The 19,355-nt window shown below is 58.1% G+C and carries 20 protein-coding genes; 10 read left to right on the top strand and 10 right to left on the bottom strand.

Annotated features, from left to right (window positions below; translation table 11 throughout):
* Window positions 1-31: 31 nt before the first annotated feature.
* Both GFB49_RS05380 and GFB49_RS05375 read right to left on the bottom strand, forming a co-directional pair.
* Window positions 32-1,405 (bottom strand): L-serine ammonia-lyase, encoded by a 1,374-nt coding sequence (locus tag GFB49_RS05380; protein WP_153214790.1) that lies wholly within the window; start codon window positions 1,403-1,405, stop codon window positions 32-34.
* Window positions 1,405-2,100: a glutathione S-transferase family protein gene (locus GFB49_RS05375; protein WP_153214788.1), complete on the bottom strand. Its 696-nt coding sequence runs from the start codon at window positions 2,098-2,100 to the stop codon at window positions 1,405-1,407. The genes GFB49_RS05380 and GFB49_RS05375 overlap by 1 nt, the downstream gene beginning before the upstream one ends.
* A 389-nt stretch (window positions 2,101-2,489) precedes the next feature.
* Between GFB49_RS05375 and rpiA the strand changes: the two genes are divergently transcribed.
* The 7 genes from rpiA to GFB49_RS05340 all read left to right on the top strand — a co-directional run bounded on the left by rpiA (window position 2,490) and on the right by GFB49_RS05340 (window position 10,061).
* Window positions 2,490-3,278 (top strand): ribose-5-phosphate isomerase RpiA, encoded by a 789-nt coding sequence (rpiA, locus tag GFB49_RS05370; RefSeq protein ID WP_153214786.1) that lies wholly within the window; start codon window positions 2,490-2,492, stop codon window positions 3,276-3,278.
* Window positions 3,279-3,349: 71 nt separating this feature from the next.
* A complete protein-coding gene (locus GFB49_RS05365; protein ID WP_153214784.1) occupies window positions 3,350-3,958 on the top strand; it encodes a hypothetical protein in 609 nt (202 codons plus the stop codon).
* Between the two features lie 182 nt (window positions 3,959-4,140).
* Window positions 4,141-5,496, top strand: a complete 1,356-nt coding sequence (gor, locus tag GFB49_RS05360; RefSeq protein WP_153214782.1) for a glutathione-disulfide reductase — start codon at window positions 4,141-4,143, stop codon at window positions 5,494-5,496.
* A 90-nt stretch (window positions 5,497-5,586) separates the two neighbouring features.
* Entirely contained in the window at window positions 5,587-6,732 is a 1,146-nt protein-coding gene (gene hflK, locus GFB49_RS05355; protein WP_153214780.1) for an FtsH protease activity modulator HflK, read from the top strand.
* Window positions 6,732-7,607 (top strand): protease modulator HflC, encoded by an 876-nt coding sequence (gene hflC, locus GFB49_RS05350; protein ID WP_153214778.1) that lies wholly within the window; start codon window positions 6,732-6,734, stop codon window positions 7,605-7,607. The genes hflK and hflC overlap by 1 nt, the downstream gene beginning before the upstream one ends.
* Before the next feature lie 186 nt (window positions 7,608-7,793).
* Entirely contained in the window at window positions 7,794-8,270 is a 477-nt protein-coding gene (locus GFB49_RS05345; protein WP_153214777.1) for a DUF2867 domain-containing protein, read from the top strand.
* A gap of 396 nt (window positions 8,271-8,666) precedes the next feature.
* Window positions 8,667-10,061 (top strand): Do family serine endopeptidase, encoded by a 1,395-nt coding sequence (locus GFB49_RS05340; RefSeq protein WP_153214990.1) that lies wholly within the window; start codon window positions 8,667-8,669, stop codon window positions 10,059-10,061.
* A 74-nt stretch (window positions 10,062-10,135) separates the two neighbouring features.
* Here the strand turns inward: GFB49_RS05340 and GFB49_RS05335 are convergent, their stop codons facing one another.
* The 3 genes from GFB49_RS05335 to GFB49_RS05325 form a co-directional block, all read right to left on the bottom strand.
* Window positions 10,136-10,798, bottom strand: a complete 663-nt coding sequence (locus GFB49_RS05335) for a Crp/Fnr family transcriptional regulator (RefSeq protein ID WP_153214775.1) — start codon at window positions 10,796-10,798, stop codon at window positions 10,136-10,138.
* Window positions 10,799-10,878: 80 nt separating this feature from the next.
* On the bottom strand, window positions 10,879-11,304 hold the full coding sequence (locus GFB49_RS05330) for a peptidoglycan-binding domain-containing protein (RefSeq protein ID WP_343032479.1): 426 nt from the start codon (window positions 11,302-11,304) through the stop codon (window positions 10,879-10,881).
* A 154-nt stretch (window positions 11,305-11,458) separates the two neighbouring features.
* On the bottom strand, window positions 11,459-11,869 hold the full coding sequence (locus GFB49_RS05325; protein WP_153214772.1) for an OB-fold nucleic acid binding domain-containing protein: 411 nt from the start codon (window positions 11,867-11,869) through the stop codon (window positions 11,459-11,461).
* A gap of 193 nt (window positions 11,870-12,062) precedes the next feature.
* On the opposite strand from GFB49_RS05325, the gene GFB49_RS05320 reads away from it, so the two are divergent.
* Together GFB49_RS05320 and GFB49_RS05315 are read left to right on the top strand one after the other, a co-directional pair.
* Window positions 12,063-12,386: a 2Fe-2S iron-sulfur cluster-binding protein gene (locus tag GFB49_RS05320; protein ID WP_153214770.1), complete on the top strand. Its 324-nt coding sequence runs from the start codon at window positions 12,063-12,065 to the stop codon at window positions 12,384-12,386.
* 5 nt (window positions 12,387-12,391) lie between these two features.
* Window positions 12,392-13,177 (top strand): FG-GAP repeat domain-containing protein, encoded by a 786-nt coding sequence (locus tag GFB49_RS05315; RefSeq protein WP_425505189.1) that lies wholly within the window; start codon window positions 12,392-12,394, stop codon window positions 13,175-13,177.
* A 249-nt stretch (window positions 13,178-13,426) separates the two neighbouring features.
* On the opposite strand, the gene GFB49_RS05310 is transcribed toward GFB49_RS05315, so the two are convergent.
* From GFB49_RS05310 to purD, 3 genes are all read right to left on the bottom strand, one after another.
* The gene (locus GFB49_RS05310; protein ID WP_214644945.1) at window positions 13,427-13,981 is read right to left on the bottom strand and encodes a LuxR family transcriptional regulator; all 555 of its coding nucleotides are present in this window, start codon (window positions 13,979-13,981) and stop codon (window positions 13,427-13,429) included.
* Window positions 13,982-14,315: 334 nt separating this feature from the next.
* Window positions 14,316-14,792 (bottom strand): GNAT family N-acetyltransferase, encoded by a 477-nt coding sequence (locus GFB49_RS05305; protein WP_153214768.1) that lies wholly within the window; start codon window positions 14,790-14,792, stop codon window positions 14,316-14,318.
* A 180-nt stretch (window positions 14,793-14,972) separates the two neighbouring features.
* Window positions 14,973-16,235: a phosphoribosylamine--glycine ligase gene (purD, locus tag GFB49_RS05300; protein WP_153214767.1), complete on the bottom strand. Its 1,263-nt coding sequence runs from the start codon at window positions 16,233-16,235 to the stop codon at window positions 14,973-14,975.
* A 101-nt stretch (window positions 16,236-16,336) separates the two neighbouring features.
* Here purD and xseA point away from each other — a divergent pair, with 101 nt between their 5' ends.
* Window positions 16,337-17,827, top strand: a complete 1,491-nt coding sequence (xseA, locus tag GFB49_RS05295; protein WP_153214766.1) for an exodeoxyribonuclease VII large subunit — start codon at window positions 16,337-16,339, stop codon at window positions 17,825-17,827.
* A 9-nt stretch (window positions 17,828-17,836) separates the two neighbouring features.
* Here xseA and GFB49_RS05290 read toward each other — a convergent pair whose 3' ends face one another.
* Together GFB49_RS05290 and GFB49_RS05285 are read right to left on the bottom strand one after the other, a co-directional pair.
* Window positions 17,837-18,220: a hypothetical protein gene (locus GFB49_RS05290; protein WP_246149622.1), complete on the bottom strand. Its 384-nt coding sequence runs from the start codon at window positions 18,218-18,220 to the stop codon at window positions 17,837-17,839.
* Between the two features lie 49 nt (window positions 18,221-18,269).
* A complete protein-coding gene (locus GFB49_RS05285; protein WP_343032478.1) occupies window positions 18,270-19,277 on the bottom strand; it encodes an alkane 1-monooxygenase in 1,008 nt (335 codons plus the stop codon).
* Window positions 19,278-19,355 lie beyond the last annotated feature (78 nt).

Below are 19,355 nucleotides of genomic sequence, written 5' to 3'. Positions count from 1 at the left end.
CGTTTAAGGCGATGAATGAGCAGTCGCATTGTTAACAATTTGGTACATTGACTGCCAAACCGCCCAGCGAGGTTTCCTTGTACTTCTCATGCATATCAGCACCGGTTTGGCGCATGGTTTCAATCACCGCGTCCAGCGGCACAAAATGCTCCCCGTCTCCGCGGAGGGCCAAGGACGCAGCCGAAACCGCTTTGATCGCGCCCAGACCGTTGCGCTCGATGCAAGGAACCTGAACAAGCCCTTTGACCGGATCACAGGTCATACCCAGATGGTGTTCCAGCGCAATCTCTGCTGCGTTTTCAACTTGTTCCGGTGTGCCGCCCATAACCGCACAAAGCCCCGCCGCCGCCATGGCGGAGGCAGATCCCACCTCTGCTTGGCACCCGGCTTCGGCACCTGAGATAGAGGCGTTGAACTTGACCAGCCCCCCGATGGCGGCGGCGGTCAGCAGGAAATCCTCGATGTGTTTTTCAGATGCACCCGGAACATGATCCAGATAGTAGCGCAGCACGGCAGGCAGTACGCCTGCAGCGCCATTGGTCGGTGCCGTCACAACCTGACCACCTGCGGCATTTTCCTCATTCACCGCCATGGCATAAACACTCATCCAGTCATTGATGGTATGCGGCGCAGTCAGGTTCATGCCGCGTTCCGCCATCAGCGCGTCATAGATCCCCTTGGCCCGACGACGCACATTCAAACCACCGGGCAGTATCCCGTCGCGTTCCAGACCCCGGTTGATGCAATCATTCATAACCTGCCACAGACGTGCGGTGCCTTTTGTCAGGTTTTCAGAGCCGCCGCGTTTGATCTCGTTGGACCGCTTCATGTCCGCAATGGTTTTGCCGCTGGATTTGGACATCTCCAGCATCTCCACAGCGCTTTTGAACGGATAAGGGATCGGCGCGCCCTCGTCGGTTGCCTTACCTGCGGCAAGCTCCTCTTCGGTCAGGACAAACCCCCCACCGATGGAATAGAACACTTGCTGCAGGATCACGTCGCCCTGGGAGTCTGTGGCCATCAGGATCATCCCGTTGGCATGACCTGGCAGCGTATGATCATAGTCAAACAGCAGATCCTTTTGCGGATCAAAGGCAAGGTCTGGCAGGCCCGGCGGCTGCAGGCGACCGGTGTGTGACAACTCTTCCAGAAAAGCCTCCGCTTTGGCGTCGTCATAGGTATCCGGCTCAAACCCACCCAGGCCCAGGATTGTGGCGCGATCTGTTGCATGGCCAACACCGGTAAACGCAAGCGATCCATGTAACGATGCCCGCAAACCCGCGCATTCAAACGGGGCGGCGCGCATCATGTCCAGGAACCGCGCGGCTGCCACCATTGGACCCATCGTGTGAGAGGATGAGGGGCCGATGCCCACTTTGAACATGTCAAAAACGGAAAGGAACATCAGAGGGCTACTCCTTCGGGAGGATTGGCATAGTGAGGTGCGGAGAACGGCGTTTGGCCAAGGCCCTCCGCTTTGATGGCAGCCTGCGCTGCAGGGCGCGTTTCCAACTGCTGGCAAAGGGCGAACAGATGTGGATAATCCGCGATTTTGAACCAGCCTGTTTCCCCAACCGGATAGAGCGTCGCCCAGCGGAGGCATGCGACGACGTAATAGTCCAAAACGGACGGGGTTTCGCCGCTGCTCCAGGGAGCGTGTCGCAGCGCCTGGTCCAGCAGTGCCAAATGGTCCCGCAAACGCTGTGCAGTCAGTGCTCGGATATGGTCCATGGCCTCCTGGGGGCCATAACGATGCGCATAGAACTGCATGATCAGATCAGGGTGGAGTGTGTTTGCGGTGAAGAAAAGCCATTTCAGAAACTCCGGCCGGCCCGCGTGGCCCGCTTGCGGTGCCATCTGACCATGGGTTTCGCTGAGGTATGAGAGGATCGCCCCCACTTCGGAGATTACGCCATCAGGTGTCTCCAGAGTTGGGATTTTCCCGGCCGGATTCAAAGCCAGATAGTCGGGTCTGCGCTGCGCCGATACGCTGCGGTCCACCAGCAGCGTTTCATAGGGGAGGTTCATTTCCTCAAGTGCCAGGCGAATGATCAACGAGGCATTGTCGGGCGCGTAGTGGAGGCGGTAGTTTTGGGTCATGGCCAAATCCTATGGCGTCTTTGAGAAGGCAAGACGTCTGTTTGCGACGTTTCCTATCGGAAACACGTAGCGGTTTTTCGCAAGGGCGCAAGAGGGATTTCGCTTTGGGCTTTGCCCAAAGCGACGGGCGCCGCGCAGCCCTTGGCTGCGCGGCGCTTGGCCCAACCGCCCGGTGTTGGCCTTTGTCAAAAGGCCACAGCAGGTGGGCGGGAGCCCTTTGTGGTTGTCTAAAGTAAGCAATGAGCTTTTGCCCAATTCAGCCTACGACGACGGAGCTTGTTCTGGTTGATTTCACTATAACTTGCATGACTTGCGCAGAAGAGTTCTCGCCCAATGCGTGCACAGCGCCTATAGTCACGCAATGAGCACAAAGTAACGGAGCACGCCCCATGAGCGGAGAGCTGTCCCCCATAGACAAAGCAAAATTTGTAGCGGCCAAACGGGCGGCTGAGATGGTCGAAGATGGCATGCGTGTTGGGCTGGGAACCGGCTCAACCGCGGCGTGGTTGGTGCGCTGTCTGGGGCAGATGGTGGCCGAGGATGGTCTGAACATCACCGCGGTTCCTACTTCGGCCCGCACCGCAGGTCTGGCGCGGGAGCTGGGCCTCAAAGTTGTCTCACTGGAAGAAGCCAAATGGCTGGATATGACCATCGATGGGGCGGATGAATTTGATCACGATCTGAACCTCATCAAAGGTGGCGGCGGGGCGCATCTGCAAGAGAAGATCGTCGCCACCGCGTCAGATCAGATGGTGGTGATTGCCGATGCAGGCAAACGGGTGGACACGCTGGGCGCGTTCCCATTGCCCGTCGAAGTCCTGGCCTTTGGCTGGCAGGCCAGCCAGGCGCTCTTGGAGGAAACTCTGGTGTCCATGGACGTTCTGGGACGCACCACGACGCTGCGCATGAACGGTGCGCAGCCCTATGTGACGGATGAAGGGAACTATATCCTTGATCTCCACCTGAAACGCATCGGCAACGCGCGCCAGCTGGCCTTGGTCTTGAACCAGATTCCCGGCGTTATTGAAAACGGGCTTTTTATCGACATCTGCGACCGCGTTGTGATCGGCCATGGCGATGGCACCGTGATCGTCCGCGACATCAATGAAGGCACCGAAGAGCGGGACCGTCTGGATTTTATGGAAGAAGACAACTTGTTTGGAGATTTGAGCGATTAGGATCTGACAAGCGGCCTGCCATTTGTATTTCAGATGGGCCGCAGTCACATTTGATAGTAGGTAATTATAAGATGGTCTTTAGCAACTCGCGTGGTTCGGCCGAGCTTTTTGCGCCCCTTCGAGGTAAGAGGCTTTTTCATTGGTTATTGGTTGTCTTGTTCATCCTGTTTTGGGTGCTTGGATACTTATGGGCCGAATTTGTAGCGGTTTGGGCTGGCATACCTATTGAATTTGTAAAAGGTCTTTGCGCCGTTCCCGCTCTTATTCTCATCACTCGTGGAGGCGCGCAAACTGGTGGAATTCGGCTGCGCAGGGGGCCTCCGCAGGGACAGCTGCTGTCCGACTACTTGCAAGAAACCACTGACGCAGCGATGGGGGCCAAAGCCCACACGGTTGTCACTGATGCAGGTCTGTCCACCGAGCGGCCTCATAGTCAATTTTTGCATTGGGAGGATGTGCAGTGGTTCGTGCCATATTCGACGTGGCGCGGTATGTTTGGGGCAAGGGTAAAGGTCCGATATGCACGACCAAATGGCAGCTGCGGCGTTATGAAATTTCCTGTGGAAACACGGGATCGGGAAGAAACTGCGCGTTTCCAGACGGTGCTGTCGCAGTATTGGCCCGGATGGGATCGCCCGCGGTCAGAACAACTCAAGGCGCAGCGCCATTTTGTGTCCTAACTAACGCCTGATTTTTTTACATCCCCTTCACATCTTTGCGACTATGAGACCAAAAGCCAGCGTGAAAACCAAAGGTCTTGCAGCAGGCGGTTGAAACTTGGGCAAAAACGACCAACTGGGCGTATGGCAATTGGTGTCTCGTTGTGGGATACCTCGACAAGACTTCTGAAGGGGCGACAGTCATGAGCTTTGACTACGATCTGTTTGTTATCGGTGGCGGATCCGGCGGCGTGCGGGCAGCACGTGTGGCCGCAAGCGGTGGGGCCAGCGTTGGCCTGGCCGAAGAGAGCCGGTATGGCGGCACCTGTGTGATCCGGGGCTGTGTGCCCAAGAAACTGATGGTTTACGCATCCGAATATCCAAGCATGGTCGAAGATGGCCGTGCCTATGGCTGGGACATTTCGGAAAACGGCTTTGACTGGGATGTCTTCAGCGGCAAGCTGAACGCAGAGCTGGACCGTCTGGAAGGGATCTATCGCAAGCTTCTGGCCAACTCAGGCGTCGAGAGCTTTGACCAGCGCGCAACCGTGGCGGATGCGCATACAGTGCTGCTGGCGGATGGCACAAAAAAGACTGCAAAACATATTCTGGTGGCCACTGGCGGCTGGCCAACCGTTCCGGAATTCCCGGGAAGCGATCTGGCGATCACCTCGAATGAGATTTTCCACCTGGAAAAACTGCCCGAAAGCATTCTGATTGTTGGCGGCGGCTATATCGCATCCGAGTTTGCGGGCATTATGAACGGGCTGGGCGTCAAAACCACCCAGTTCTATCGCGGGGCGCAGATCCTGCGCGGCTTTGACGAAGAGGCGCGTAATACAGTTGCGGATGGCATGGTTGAGGCTGGCATCGATCTGCAGGTTGAGACCAATGTGACCGCGATGGTAAAAGACGGTGACAAAATCCGCGTTACCGACACCAAGGGCAACGAGACCCTGTTTGACGTAGTGATGTATGCCACCGGCCGTGCACCGAATTCAAAAGGCCTGGGCCTTGAGGAGCTGGGTGTGGAACTGGGCGCCAAAGGTGAGGTGAAGGTGGATGCCTACAGCCAGACCAAAGTGCCCTCGATCTATGCGATTGGCGATGTGACCGACCGGGTCAATCTGACGCCCGTTGCGATCCGCGAAGGCATGGCCTTTGTGGAAACCGTGTTTAACGGCAACCCCACCAGCCCGGATCATGATCTGATCCCCACGGCGATCTTTACCCAGCCGGAAATGGGCACCGTGGGCCTGTCCGAAGAGGACGCGGCCAAACAGGAGCCGATCGAGGTTTACGCAACTTCGTTCAAACCGATGCAGCAGTCTTTTGCTGGTCGTGCGGCCAAGGTGATGATGAAGCTTGTGGTCTCCAAAGCAACGCGTAAGGTTCTGGGATGTCACATCGTCGCACCGGGTGCGGGCGAAATGATCCAGCTGGCGGGGATTGCCGTAAAGATGGGTGCAACAAAGGAAGACTTTGATCGTACCGTAGCGGTGCACCCAACCATGACTGAAGAGCTGGTGACCATGAAAACACCGGTGCGGACAACTTGAAAATTCGAAAAAAACGTTCAGGTTACAAGGAGGCCGTCACATGGGCGGCTTACCACCTGAACGGTGGAACTCTTAAGGGATAGGAGACATATGGCGGGCAATAATGGTGGCCCTTGGGGGGGCGGAGGCTCTTCTGGGGGAGGTAACCGGGGCAACAACAACGGCGGAGGTGACGGTGGTCGCCGCCCTGAGGACCCCCAGATTCCCGAAATCGACGAGCTGGTCAAAAAAGGCCAGGAGCAGCTGCGTGTCCTGATGGGCGGTCGCGGCGGCAATGGCGGTGGCGGCCAACGTGGCGGTGGCTCGGGCGGCGGTGCACCGCTGTTCACCAAAGGGTCATTGCTGTTGGCCGGTGTCGCAGCCGTTGGTCTGTGGATCTTTGGCAGCGTTTACACGGTGAAGCCCGAAGAACAATCGGTTGAACTGTTTCTGGGTAAATACTCCCAGACCGGCCAGCCGGGACTGAACTTTGCGCCATGGCCGCTGGTCACCCGCGAAGTGTTGCAGGTGCGGGTGGAGCAGACCGAAAACATCGGTGCAGGTTCACGTGGTTCTGACGCTGGTCTGATGCTGACCGGGGATGAAAACATCATTGATGTGGATTTCCAGGTGGTCTGGAACATCTCAGACCCGGCCAAGTTCCTGTTCAACCTGCGTGATCCGCAGACAACGATTAACGCGGTGTCTGAATCTGCCATGCGTGAGATCATCGCACAGTCCGAACTGGCGCCAATCCTGAACCGCGACCGTGGTGTGATCCGCGACCGGCTGGAAGAGCTGATCCAGTCGACGCTGGACAGCTATGATTCCGGCGTCAACGTGGTTCGTGTGAACTTTGACGGTGCCGATCCGCCAGAACCGGTAAAAGACGCCTTCCGCGAGGTTCAATCTGCGGGTCAGGAACGGGATCGGTTGGAAAAACAAGCTGACGCTTATGCAAACCGAAAATTGGCGGGGGCCCGTGGTCAGGCTGCGCAAATCCTGGAAGAAGCCGAAGGATATCGCGCACGTGTTGTGAACGAAGCCTCGGGTGAAGCCAGCCGTTTCTCGGCCGTTCTGGAAGAGTACCAAAAAGCGCCAGACGTCACGCGCAAACGTCTGTACTTGGAAACCATGGAAGACGTGTTGAGCCGGGTGGACAAGATCATCCTGGACGACACCGCAGGGCAAGGATCTGGCATCGTGCCCTATCTGCCACTGAATGAACTGCGCCGTTCTGGTTCGGAGGGCAACTGATGAAAAAATCAAATCTGCTGATCCCAATTCTGGCGGGTCTGGTCTTTGTTGCGCTGTCTTCGATCTTTATCGTGGATGAGCGTCAAAAAGCTCTGGTTCTGCGCTTTGGCCGTGTGGTTCAGATCCAAGAAGATCCAGGTCTGGCGTTCAAAGCGCCGTTCATCGATGAGGTGGTACGCTATGACGACCGGATCCTTAGCCTTGAGGTTGGGCCACTGGAAGTCACCCCGTTGGATGACCGCCGTCTGGTTGTAGATGCCTTTTCGCGGTATCGGATTGCCGATGTGAATTCTTTCCGTGAGGCGGTTGCGGGCGAAGGTATCGCCGGTGCGCAGCGTCGGCTGGACAAGATCATGCGCGACCAAACGCGTGAGGTTCTGGGTTCTGTAAGCTCAAACGACATCCTGTCATCTGACCGGGCCGCGTTGATGCTGCGGATCCGCAACGGTGCAATCACACAGGCGCGGTCTCTGGGCCTTGAGGTGATCGACGTGCGTCTGAAACGCACCGACCTGCCACAAGCCAACCTGGAAGCAACTTTTTCACGGATGCGTGCAGAGCGTGAACGGGAAGCCGCTGACGAGATCGCGCGCGGTGAAGAAGCCGCCCAGCGTGTGCGTGCGCAAGCTGACCGGACCGAGGTTGAGCTGGTCTCAGAAGCAGAACGCGAAGCCGAGGTGATCCGCGGTGAAGCGGATGCAGAGCGCAACGCGATCTTTGCAGACGCCTATGGTGCGGATGCGGAATTCTTTGAATTCTATCGCTCGCTCAATGCCTATTCGGCAGCGCTGCAGGCTGGCAATTCCTCGATGGTCCTGTCGCCTGACAGTGAGTTCTTCAACTACTTGAAGTCGGCAACTGGCGCAGGGCGGTAGGCCAAGCCCAGGTGGAAACATTTATCCGGCCTTGCGCATGCAGGGCCGGTTTTTTTGTGTGCTGGCCACACCTTCCAGCTTCGGGCGCGTCAGAACACCACATTTCAACCACCTCGCGAGCGGTGAAAAACGGTTTGAAAACATATGTCTGCCTGTTTGCAGTTGTTGGTGAAGAGGACCCACTAGATGCGCCGATCCGTTATTCGGGAAATTCCGTTTTCGCTGCCAAGCCCGTTTCTTGAAAAAGCCAATTGGGTGGATTCCTTTCAGAAGGCTACAAGCTTGGACCTCAATTCGGCGCAGGATGCTGTTGATGTGATGTTTGCTGGCGAACCACCTTTTTGGGTGCGTGCTTTGAACACCGCGCGCAATCTGATTGTAGCTCCAATTGGGTTGCGAACCGGAGTGATCTCGGTCGACAGTGAAAAGGTCGGTGCTTTTCCAATCACTCATCAATCTGATCAGTCAGTGGTGTTTGGATTTGATGACTGGCATCTGAACTTTCGCGTGTTGGTAGAGGTGGCCTCTCATGAGCGCGGTAGTGTAGTGAGGCTTTCAACGTTGGTGGCGCGAAGGCATTGGTTTGGTTATGCCTACCTGTTCACAATCACACCGTTTCATAAGCTGATTGTACGCTCGCTACTGTCTAAGTTGCCTGGGTGATGTTTTTCTTCTGCTCCAAGGAAGACGAGCGTGTGGGAGCCTGGTTTTAAACGGTTCGGAGAACATTCGTTTGCTATGAGGGCAAGTTCAGGGCGTCGGAGCGACAGGTTCGCGCAAGGAAATGTCGCAAACTGTTTCAAGCTCTTTCACTTCGTTTTGAAACTGTGCAACATTCATTGTAGCCCGAAGTGGAGACACTACATTGCTTTTGCGTGTCCGAGGTCGGCAGTTTGCCTGGATCAAAGGTCCAGCGGATGTCACCACATTGGACCAAGGACGAATTCGGCTAGGACAAGGAGTAGTTCCGTGCAGCCACAAGTATCAATTTTAACTCGTCAGACGCGGCAGAATGCGCCCTGGCGTCTGTATGCTCTGGCGGTTTTGACCACTGCGTTGATGTTGGCGCAGGTGGTTGTCGCCCAGGCCCGTCCTGAAAGCCTGGCGCCATTGGCAGAGCAGGTGAGCCCGGCGGTGGTGAATATCACGACATCAACTGTTGTCGAAGGCCGCACCGGCCCGCAGGGTATCGTGCCCGAAGGCTCCCCGCTGGAAGATTTGTTTCGCGATTTCCAGAACCGTGGCGACGAAGGCCGCCGTCCGCGTCGCTCATCAGCGCTGGGTTCGGGTTTTGTGATCTCAGAAGATGGTTTTATCGTCACCAACAACCACGTCATTGAGGGCGCGGATGAGATCGAGATTGAGTTTTTCCCTGGCGACGGTCAGCCCTCTGAGATGCTGCCAGCCAAAGTGATCGGTACCGACCGCAACACCGATCTGGCTTTGCTCAAGGTTGAGGCTCCGATGCCGCTGACCTATGTGCAGTTTGGCGACAGTGACGCGGCCAAAGTTGGCGATTGGGTTGTGGCCATGGGCAACCCGCTGGGGCAGGGCTTCTCTGTTTCGGCTGGGATCGTCTCGGCCCGCAATCGCGCATTGTCTGGATCCTATGATGACTTTATTCAGACCGATGCTGCGATCAACCGCGGGAACTCGGGCGGACCACTGTTCAATATGGACGGTGAAGTGATTGGTGTGAACACCGCGATCCTGTCGCCCAACGGTGGTTCGATCGGGATCGGCTTTTCGATGGCCTCTAACGTGGTCAGCAAAGTGGTCGCGCAGCTTAAAGAGTTTGGCGAAACCCGCCGCGGCTGGCTGGGTGTTCGGATCCAAGATGTTGACCAGGATGTGGCCGAGGCCATGGGGCTGGACGATGCCGAAGGGGCATTGGTCACCGATGTGCCGGAAGGCCCAGCCAAAGAAGCAGGCCTTTTGGCGGGCGACGTGATCCTGACCTTTGATGGGGTTGAGGTCAAAGACACCCGTGGTCTGGTGCGCCAGGTTGGCAACTCTGAGGTCGGTAAAACCGTGCGTGTTGTGGTCTTCCGCGAAGGCAAGACCGAAACCATCCGTGTAACCTTGGGTCGCCGGGAAGATGCCGAGCGTGAGGCCGATGCTGACGGTGAAACAGCGCCTGCGCCGGAAGAAAGCGAAAAGCAACTGCTGGGTCTGACCGTTGGTCCGTTGACCGATGATCAGCGCGAGACGCTGAACGTGCCCGAAGGCACCGATGGTCTGGTGATCCTGTCGGTGGATGAAGCGTCTGAAGCCTGGGAAAAAGGTCTGCGGGCAGGGGATGTGATCACCGAAGCAGGTCAGCAGAAAGTCACTGATGTGGCTGCGCTGGAAACCCGCATCGAAGAGGTCAAAGAGGCGGGCCGCAAGTCGCTCTTGCTCTTGGTGCGCCGCAATGGCGAGCCACGGTTTGTGGCGCTGAACCTCAGCGAATGATAACTTTTCAGGCGATCTGAACTGAGAAAGGCCGGGCTTTGTCCCGGCCTTTCTTATGTGCGCCCTGCTGCTGGTCAGATCATGTCAGGCTCGGCCAGGCTTTCAAGTTCCGCACGGTCCAGAATTTCCACTTTGCCACGGCTGATTTCCAGGATCTCGCTGCGTTTCCAGCCCGACAGGGTTTTGGACACCGCCTCGCGGGTGGCGCCGACATATTCTGCAAGTTCGGCCTGAGACAGAGACAACCGCCCATCCTCGCTTTCGGGGGACAGATGCAGCAGTTTGCGGGCCAGTCGGACGGGAAGCGGCAGGAACACCTGTTCATTCAGCTGCGTGCTCATCCAGCGCATACGTTGGCCCGCCAGACGCAGTAGGTCACTGGCCAATTCCGGGTGCTGCTGGATCTGTGCCACCACATGTTTGCGACGGATCCGGCGCAGGGTGCATTCGCCAACCGCATGGGCAGAGGCGGTACGCACCCCTGGGTCAAACAGGGCAATCTCACCAAACACAGCGCCAGCGCGTAGCCGGTCCAAAATGTGCTTGCGCCCGTTGGAGGACAGGACCGATAGCTCCAACTCTCCATCGATCACGGCAAACAGGGTCTCACCAACTGCCCCTTGTTCAAACAGGGTCTCGCCACTTTTGAGGACGATCTCAGTGGCCTGGCTGTCCAGCATATCGCGCAGCCTGTCGGAAGCACCGGACAAGAACCCGGTGGTAGGAAGTGAGGCCATTGTATGGGCTCCTTTGGGGGCGGTCCGGGGGCAGAGGCCCCGGCGGCTGTGCCGAAAGACCAAGACCGGATGGGTACGGGTTAACGTTTTACGGATATCAATCCAAGTTTGCGTGCATTTTCTAGTGACAGGGCCGAGCTGTCTAGGCCCTGTGCGCGTTGATAGGCCAATATTGCCTGTTTGGTGGACGTGTCCAATCGGCCGGTGACGGAACTGCGGTGATGTCCACGCACTTGAAGCGCGCGTTGCAGCGTGGCGACCAGATCCGGTGACAGCTGGGCTGGGCAGAGGGTTTCAAACCAGCGTTCACTGCGCGGGCGCACCACTTCTTGGCGGGTGATGGTTCGGAACCGGGCCGGGCGGATGATCTGGCCTGCGCTGTTGGTTTCGGGGGGAGTGACCTGTTCTTGGCGGGTGACGGTCTCGATCACGGCGGGGGTGATTTCGGTTTCCCAGCAGCTGCCCTTGGGGGCGCCGGGCGGTGCTTTTTGGGCAGCGCTGCGCACCGATTGTCCAAGCCCCTGCGGCACTTGTTCTACGGGCGCGACCGTGCATGCCCCCAGCCCAAGCAGGAGCAGTGCAAGGTGCAACGGGATTAGCAGCGGAGCAGGGGGCAATTGCATGGGGTGTAGTTGAGTTTCAGCCTGTATTTGGCGCAGGTTAGCCCAAGTCTTCTGTGGGCGCAAAGGCCGGATCGTCGCGACGCCCCTGAGGGGCCAGAAGCAGGTCCAGCATGGGTGAGATATCCTCGATCTGGTTGGCAATCACATGGGTGACCCCATGGGCGCGTTGTAATTGCCCGGTGACCCGTAACAGACGGCCCGCGATCACTGCGCGGCGAAAGGTTTCATAGAATTTGCGCCAGACGATGATGTTCACCACGCCGGTCTCATCCTCCAGCGTGAGGAAGATCACCCCTTTGGCTGTGCCGGGGCGCTGACGCAGAATCACCAAGCCCGCCACCGTGACCGTGCTGTTGTTTGCACGGCTCCGCAGGGCCGTGGCCGGCAGGCTGGCCAGCCCGATCAAGGGGACGTGCTGTGATGGCAGAAGCGGCGCGGGCTGCATCATAGGAGGTACCGTAACCTTGCTGTGAATTTAAGTGTATTTCCCGAAGATTGGATGAGAACAAATGTAGAACAAAGTGACTGGCGCGCCAAGCCCTTTGAGACATCAGGCGGCTGGGTTGAAATGGGACTGGTTTGATCAGCCGGGCTTGGCTAAACACGAAGGCAAGTACCGAAAAAGGGAAGGCACGGCACTGATGGCAAAAATTACCTATGTTGAGCACAATGGCACCGAGCATGTTGTAGAGGTGGCCAGCGGGCTGACCGTGATGGAAGGCGCGCGCGACAACAATATTCCGGGCATCGAAGCAGATTGTGGCGGTGCCTGCGCCTGCTCGACATGTCACGTCTATGTGGCGCAGGACTGGGTCGAGAAGATCCCTGCAAAAGATGACATGGAAGAGGATATGCTGGATTTTGCCTTCCAGCCGGATCCGGCCCGGTCGCGTCTGACCTGCCAGATCAAGGTCACGGACGACATGGACGGGCTGGTCGTCCATATGCCTGAAAAGCAGATCTGATGCCGATGAGGGTCGGGGACAAAGCAATGGATGCGCGGCGTCCTCGGACCCGCAGGTGGCCCGGTTCCGTGCGCCGCGCGCGCAAGCACCTGTGCCTGTGGCTGGCGGCCTTGGTGGCTGTGGCTCCGGTTCCAAGCCATGCCCAAGGTGTGAGTTCCGCGCAGTTCGGCGACCCTACCGGGCGTTACGGGCATGGCGTTTTGGGCGATGCCATCGAATACGGCAGCCTCACGCTGGTGAGCCCGGCACACCCGCAGGGGGTAACGGTGATCTTGCCGCAGGATCACGTGTTCGAAGACCTTGCCCCCCGGCTTGTGGACATTGATCAAGACGGTCACCATGAGGTGATGGTGATTGAAACGGATGTCACCCAAGGGGCACAGCTGGCGATCTATGACTTTCGCGGCCACAAGGTAGCGCAGACGCCGCATATCGGGCGTACACATCGGTGGCTTGCGCCCATTGGTGCGGCCGATCTGGATGGCGACGGATTTGTTGAACTGGCCTATATTGACCGGCCCCATTTGGCCAAGACCCTGCGGATCTGGCGTTACCGTGACGGTCAGCTGCAGGACGTCATCAGCCACGCCGGGCTCACCAACCATCAGATCGGGCAGGATTTCATAACTTCGGGGCTGCGCGACTGCGGTCAAGGGCCTGAGATCGTCACAGTTGATGCAGGCTGGCGGCGCATTATCGCTGTGCGGCTCAGCCAGGGGCGCGTGTCCACACAGGACTTGGGACGGTTGTCACAAGACCCAACCTTGGCAGACACCCTCGCCTGTGAGTGAGCGATTTAGAAATCGCGTCACAGTCGTGGATCGTCTTTAGTACAGCACGTCCTCTCTCACACACCAAACGCTCCAAGGGAGCCCTGTGGCGATATTCAATATAGACTGAGATTCGAACCAGCATATGATTTGCCACACCCGCGCCGCGCTTCTGCGCGGCGCTCTGCCCAACGGGGAAGGCCGCTTTTCAAAGCGGTTGTCCCGGGCGGGAGAGCTTGGTCAACCCTGCCTGGACGCAAACCGACGCTGTCATTCATCCACAACGTGATCGCCCGTGATATCGCCCAGCGAGGAGAACAGAGCGGCAGTATTATTGACGCCGACCTTGCGCAGCAGTCGGGCGCGGTGCACTTCGACGGTACGATGACTCAACTCCAAGCGGCGCGCGATTTCTTTGCTGGTCAACCCTTCTGCCAAAAGCGAATAGACTTCACGCTCACGCCGGGTCAGTTGCTGATAGGGACGATTGGCAGACAGATCCGCAAAGCTCCAGACCGCCTGTGACAAAGGATCATCCGGGGTAAAACTGTGGCCGCGAACCCGCACCCAAAACAGATCCCCGCCCTTGCGGCGCATGACGCGTTCATCCCAATAAAGCGCACCGGCCCGCAGTCGGGCGTCTCCGCGGTGGGTGATGTTCAAAAACTCTTCTTCCGACGGATAAAGAAACGCAAAAAGCTGCCCCAACATCTCAGAACGTTCGTAGCCAAAAATTTGGCAGAACCTGAGATTACATTCCATGATCACCCGGTTTTCCGTAACCACCAATCCGATGGGCGCAAAGTCAAAGGCTTCTTCCATCATGTATCGTTGGGACAGTTTCAAAGGGGCGGACAGGTGCTGTTGTGTATCGCTCATGCGGTCTCCCAAAACAGGAAAATACTGGTACTCTTATGCAAACGGCGGATAGGGGCCTTTGGCAAGTATAAGTCAGCTTCTCTGTGAACAAAGTTCAATAAGCGTCGTCGCTGCATGAAACTATCAGAAATAATGCCTTGAATTGCTCGGCTGCATCACCGTGTTGGTCAGCAGATTTAAGAGGAGGCGTGGCCGTTAAGTGTCAAATTTTACACGAAATTCAGTCAAAACAAAACCACCAGAAAATGTCACCCGGTAGGGTGCTCTCAAATCCATCACTCTACGGCGACCTGCTTTCCACAGGGCGTCTGAATGTCAACGATGTCACCCGGTCAAAGCCAGGATGGGCTGTCTGCGCCCACTCCGTAAAGCCCAGTTTCTGAAAGGCTCTCTGGTTTTCAACCAGTTCCACCCGCACCTGCAGCTCCATCCAAAGGCATCGGTGAAAGTGCGCACGTCGTTCGGCGTGATCGACCAATGCACGGGCCAGACCGCGCCCGCGGTGATCACCATGGACGGCCAGTTTTCCAATGTACAACACATCTCCACGCAGGCTCAGGACGACAGCAGCTGCAACCGGCGCACCCAGACACCAGACTTCCTGATTGTCGGCCAAGTCCGCCAACCGGTCCTGGGTCAGCTCCTTTATCGACGAGGGGGGCTGCACCCGCCCCTCCATAAAGGCAAAGCTCTCCTGCATAAGCGCATGCGTTTCCGGCAGCTGCGATGATGTGGCTGATAAGCGAAATGGGGTCATACCCGCACTAAAGCGGCAGATGATTTGCAAAACAAGAGGTGGCTTTGGCCACGCCCTGTGCGCCAGGCACCGCTGCGGGCGGTCAGGCCCGCAGCTCGGCCCAACAAAAACGGGGGCATTTTAATGCCCCCGGAATTTGGCGGGAGGTGCCCGCCGGTTTTGGTGTCCAAACAGCTCGGATTAAAGCGCGCGCCAGCCGATGTCGCGGCGACAGAACCCCTGTGGCCAGGTGATCTGATCCACCATGTCATAGGCGCGATCACGGGCCTCTTGCAGGTCAGAGCCGCGTGCGGTGACGTTCAAAACACGTCCGCCGGTGGCCAGAACCTTGCCATCTTCCGCCTTGGTGCCAGCGTGAAAAACCATGTTCTTGCTGTCTTCCGGCAAAGCATCCAGCCCCTCGATCTCGGTGCCTTTTTCATACGCGCCAGGGTAGCCATCGGCCGCCATCACAACGGTGATCGCGTGATCATCACTCCAGTTGACCTGCGCCTCGGCCAGACGACCTTCGGCTGCGGCCTGCAACAGATCCAGCACTTGGCCGCCCAGACGCATCATCAGCACCTGGCACTCTGGATCGCCAAAGCGGACGTTGTATTCCACCAGACGGGGTTGGCCGTCCTTGATCATCAGGCCGGCATAAAGCACACCTTGGTAAGGCATGCCACGCTCTGCCATGGCCTTCATCGTGGGTTTCACGATCTCTTGCATGGCTTTGGCTTCGATCTCAGCCGATAGGACGGGGGCTGGAGAATAAGCACCCATTCCACCCGTGTTGGGGCCAGTGTCGCCTTCGCCGACGCGTTTGTGATCCTGCGCGGTGCCAATCGACAGGACCTCTTCCCCATCGACCAGAACAAACAGCGATGCCTCTTCGCCTTCCATAAACTCTTCGATCACCACTTCGGCGCCGGCACCGCCAAAGGCGCCTCCAAACATGTCGTCAATCGCATCCAGTGCGGTTTGTTCGTCCATCGCAACGATCACGCCTTTGCCCGCAGCCAGCCCATCCGCCTTGACAACGATCGGCGAGCCGTTTGTGCGGACGTGGGCTTTGGCGGCTTCGGCATCGGTGAAATGGCCGTACCCTGCGGTGGGCGCATTGGCGGCATCGCAGATTTCCTTGGTAAAGCTTTTGGAGGCTTCCAGTCGCGCCGCATCCTTGGACGGGCCAAAGACCAGAATACCCGCTTCGCGCAGACGGTCGGCGACCCCTTCGGCCAGCGGCGCTTCCGGGCCGATGATCACAAAATCAATTGCTTCCTCTTCGGCAAACCGGGCCACTGCGCCACCGTCCAAAACATCCAGATCGGCACATTCCGCAAGCAGAGCGATGCCCGCATTGCCCGGTGCCACAATCAGCTTGTCGCATTTGGGGTTCTGCTTCACCGCCCAGGCCAGCGCATGTTCGCGCCCGCCGCTGCCGAGGATAAGGATGTTCATTGCGCTGTCTCCGATCTGCTTGGCCTTGCTTGCGGCGTGTCATATGCTGGGTGCGAGCCTAAAACAAGAACCCATAGAAAACCGCCGAGCTTTGATCCCCGATGTCTGACCTGTTTGATGATCCCCAGCCGGGGCAAAACGCGCCTGAATTCTCTGTCTCTGAAATCTCGGGTGAGGTGAAGCGTACGCTGGAAGGCACTTTTGGCCGCATCCGTGTGCGCGGCGAAGTTGGACGTGTGTTCAAGGCGCGGTCGGGCCATCTGTACTATGACATCAAGGATGATAAATCCGTTCTCGCCTGCACCACGTGGAAGGGTCAAATTTCAGGCCTTTCTGTGGTGCCCGAAGAAGGGTTGGAGGTTGTGGTCACCGGGCGTCTGACCGCCTTTGGGGCGCAGTCCAAATATAATATGAACGTGGACGAGGTCGCAGTTGCGGGTCAGGGCGCGTTGATGGCTCTGCTTGAAAAGCGCAAAAAACAGCTGGAGGCCGAAGGGTTGTTTTCAGACGCGCGCAAACAGGCGCTGCCGTTTCTGCCGCGTTTTATTGGTGTTGTGACCTCCCCCTCGGGCGCGGTCATTCGCGATATTTTGCACCGGTTGCGCGACCGTTTCCCGCGCAAAGTGCTGGTCTGGCCCGTGGCGGTCCAAGGGCAAAACTGTGCGTCCGAAGTGGCCCGCGCCATCGAAGGGTTCAACCAGTTGACGCCCGGCGGTGCTTTACCGCGACCTGATCTGATTATTGTGGCGCGCGGTGGCGGCTCGATCGAAGATCTTTGGGGGTTTAATGAGGAAATCGTCGCCCGTGCGGCGGCGGCCAGTCAGATCCCGCTGATCTCAGCCGTGGGACATGAAACAGATACAACGCTGATCGATTATGTCTCAGACCGGCGTGCGCCAACCCCGACTGCGGCGGCCGAGCTTGCGGTGCCTGTGCGTCTGGACCTTTTGGGATGGACGTCAGAACAGGGCGCGCGTCTGTCGCGGGCTGCCGGTCAGGCGGTGCAGCTACGCCGACAACGGCTCAACGATCTGTCGCGGGCCTTGCCCCGCCCTGACCGGTTGCTGGAAGATCCGCGCCAACGTCTGGACCGGGTGGCCGATCGTTTGCCCACCGCGCTGATCTCCGGTGTGCAACAGCGCCGCGTGATGCTGAGCGAACGTGGGGCATCTTTGCGCCCGGCAACTTTGCGTGGATTGGTGGCGGCCCGCAGTGACAAACTGCGCAATCTGTCGTCGCGCCTGACGGTGCGCCCGATTGCGCGTGATCTGACCCAGAAGAAAGACGCCCTTGCCCGTCTGGGGCAGCGCATGCAGACAGCGCAACAAGCGCGGGTCGATCGAGCAGTCCAAACGCTTGGTGCAAACGCACGCCAGCTTGAGATTCTGAGCTACAAGGCCACGCTGTCGCGGGGCTATGCTGTGGTGCGCTCGGATCAGGGGCTGATCACCAACACGGCGGCAGCGGCAGAGGCGGAACATCTGAGCATCGAGTTTGCCGATGGTGTGTTTCAGGTTTCGGGCGATGGCGCGCCAGCGTCGAAACCTGCAGAGCCAACCACGGACGAACCGGGGCAGGGCAGCCTGTTCTGATCGGTCTATTCAGACGCCCACATCCGGCCCTGGACAGATCAGATCGCGTCCCTCTGGGGGCACTTCATTCAGCTCAGTGCGGCCAAACCCATCGTCCAGCACCGCGTTGAGGCCGCGTTCGCTTAGATCAAAGCGCCAGCATTGCGGCCTGTCACTGCCATCATAGAGGAAACAGATCTCGTCCCCTTGGGGATACCAATGCCCTTCCTGACAGGTGCCGTCCAAAAAGGACCAGCGCACTCGCCGGTTGCGCAGATAGGCTTCAGCCCCATATGTGCGCCCCTCAGAGTCATAAAACAACGTCTTGCCTTGGGTATAGCTGTCAAAGGCGTCACCCGTCAGCGGATCAGCCACCGCGGGGAAAGCGCAAAGCAGAAATGGAATCAGAGACATCAAACGCATGTGGATACTGTGCCAGAGAATGTGCAGGTCGTGCGGAAAATCATTGTGAACGGGGCCGACCCAGCTGATTGATCTGGCGGGCCATAAGTCTGCGCCAGACGGGCGGCACCAACGCAATGACGGCCATGACGGGCAGCGAATAAGGCAAGGTCGGCATCTGCGGGGTGAGTTCCAATGCCGGAAAGGGCGTGCGCGGCGCCATGTGGTGATGCGAATGGCGCGGTGCGTTCAACATCATTGCTGCGGAATACCAATGCGGCGCGTTCCAGGAATGCTGCGGTCCCACCGGTTCGGGTTTACCTACGGACCGGATGGCCCGTCTGAGCCCATAGTGCTGGACGTAATCCGCCAAAAACACCTGTGCCTGAGCATAAAGGCAGATGCCAAGGCAGGCGATTAATCCAAAGGGGCCGGAAAAACCTGCGACGCTCAGCGTCAGTGCGGCCCAGAGGAAATGGCCCACATAAGGATGCGTGAGCCAATGCGGCGAAGGTGATTGTCTGCGACGCGCTGTGGTCTCGGCCTGTGCCCCAGCGAGAAATGACCCAATCCAGGCGCGCAGGAAAAACCGGTAAAACCCCATGCCGCGTGGCGCAGAGTTCGGGTCCTGATCGGTGCCCACATGCACATGGTGCACCCGCATGTGGGCGCTGGCGTGATGCCCCAGCAAAAGCGAGCCATAGACCGCCCGCCCAAGATGCCGCAACGGGCGCGCACTGTTGTGGATCATCTCATGCGCTGCGGGGTGGGAGATTTGGCCAAAGGCCAGCGCGGCGGCGAGTGCGAGCGGCAGGGCCTCGGCCAGCGGGACATCGGGGATACGCGCCAGAACCAACAGAAGTGTGCTGAAATGGCTTGCACCAACCAGCGCCAAGAGCAGGCTGCCGGATGTCTTGTGCGGAGCATTTGGGCGATATCGCATCACATCCAGAACCGCAGCACCCAGCGTGATCGTGATCAATGCGGCCCAGCTCCACGCTCCGCCAAATAGGACTCCGCCCATGATCAGGACAAATGGCAGGAGGCTTGCGCAGTAAAACCAGATCACGAGCCAAAGGTCTCCGTTATAGGATGGCTGGGGCAAATTGCGTCTAAGCTTTGTAAAGAACAAGTAAAAGCCATCTGT

Source organism: Tritonibacter litoralis (assembly GCF_009496005.1).
Classification (GTDB): domain Bacteria; phylum Pseudomonadota; class Alphaproteobacteria; order Rhodobacterales; family Rhodobacteraceae; genus Epibacterium; species Epibacterium litoralis.
Note: the sequence above shows the minus strand (reverse complement) of the source record. Positions and strands in the feature narration are given on the sequence as shown.

What these genes read in the sequence shown, in the direction of transcription:
- GFB49_RS05380 (WP_153214790.1), bottom strand. Translation starts at nt 1,405, where the DNA reads ATGTTCCTTTCCGTTTTTGACATGTTCAAAGTGGGCATCGGCCCCTCA.
- GFB49_RS05375 (WP_153214788.1), bottom strand. Translation starts at nt 2,100, where the DNA reads ATGACCCAAAACTACCGCCTCCACTACGCGCCCGACAATGCCTCGTTG.
- rpiA (WP_153214786.1), top strand. Translation starts at nt 2,490, where the DNA reads ATGAGCGGAGAGCTGTCCCCCATAGACAAAGCAAAATTTGTAGCGGCC.
- GFB49_RS05365 (WP_153214784.1), top strand. Translation starts at nt 3,350, where the DNA reads ATGGTCTTTAGCAACTCGCGTGGTTCGGCCGAGCTTTTTGCGCCCCTT.
- gor (WP_153214782.1), top strand. Translation starts at nt 4,141, where the DNA reads ATGAGCTTTGACTACGATCTGTTTGTTATCGGTGGCGGATCCGGCGGC.
- hflK (WP_153214780.1), top strand. Translation starts at nt 5,587, where the DNA reads ATGGCGGGCAATAATGGTGGCCCTTGGGGGGGCGGAGGCTCTTCTGGG.
- hflC (WP_153214778.1), top strand. Translation starts at nt 6,732, where the DNA reads ATGAAAAAATCAAATCTGCTGATCCCAATTCTGGCGGGTCTGGTCTTT.
- GFB49_RS05345 (WP_153214777.1), top strand. Translation starts at nt 7,794, where the DNA reads ATGCGCCGATCCGTTATTCGGGAAATTCCGTTTTCGCTGCCAAGCCCG.
- GFB49_RS05340 (WP_153214990.1), top strand. Translation starts at nt 8,667, where the DNA reads ATGTTGGCGCAGGTGGTTGTCGCCCAGGCCCGTCCTGAAAGCCTGGCG.
- GFB49_RS05335 (WP_153214775.1), bottom strand. Translation starts at nt 10,798, where the DNA reads ATGGCCTCACTTCCTACCACCGGGTTCTTGTCCGGTGCTTCCGACAGG.
- GFB49_RS05325 (WP_153214772.1), bottom strand. Translation starts at nt 11,869, where the DNA reads ATGATGCAGCCCGCGCCGCTTCTGCCATCACAGCACGTCCCCTTGATC.
- GFB49_RS05320 (WP_153214770.1), top strand. Translation starts at nt 12,063, where the DNA reads ATGGCAAAAATTACCTATGTTGAGCACAATGGCACCGAGCATGTTGTA.
- GFB49_RS05315 (WP_425505189.1), top strand. Translation starts at nt 12,392, where the DNA reads ATGAGGGTCGGGGACAAAGCAATGGATGCGCGGCGTCCTCGGACCCGC.
- GFB49_RS05310 (WP_214644945.1), bottom strand. Translation starts at nt 13,981, where the DNA reads ATGATGGAAGAAGCCTTTGACTTTGCGCCCATCGGATTGGTGGTTACG.
- GFB49_RS05305 (WP_153214768.1), bottom strand. Translation starts at nt 14,792, where the DNA reads ATGACCCCATTTCGCTTATCAGCCACATCATCGCAGCTGCCGGAAACG.
- purD (WP_153214767.1), bottom strand. Translation starts at nt 16,235, where the DNA reads ATGAACATCCTTATCCTCGGCAGCGGCGGGCGCGAACATGCGCTGGCC.
- xseA (WP_153214766.1), top strand. Translation starts at nt 16,337, where the DNA reads ATGTCTGACCTGTTTGATGATCCCCAGCCGGGGCAAAACGCGCCTGAA.
- GFB49_RS05290 (WP_246149622.1), bottom strand. Translation starts at nt 18,220, where the DNA reads ATGTCTCTGATTCCATTTCTGCTTTGCGCTTTCCCCGCGGTGGCTGAT.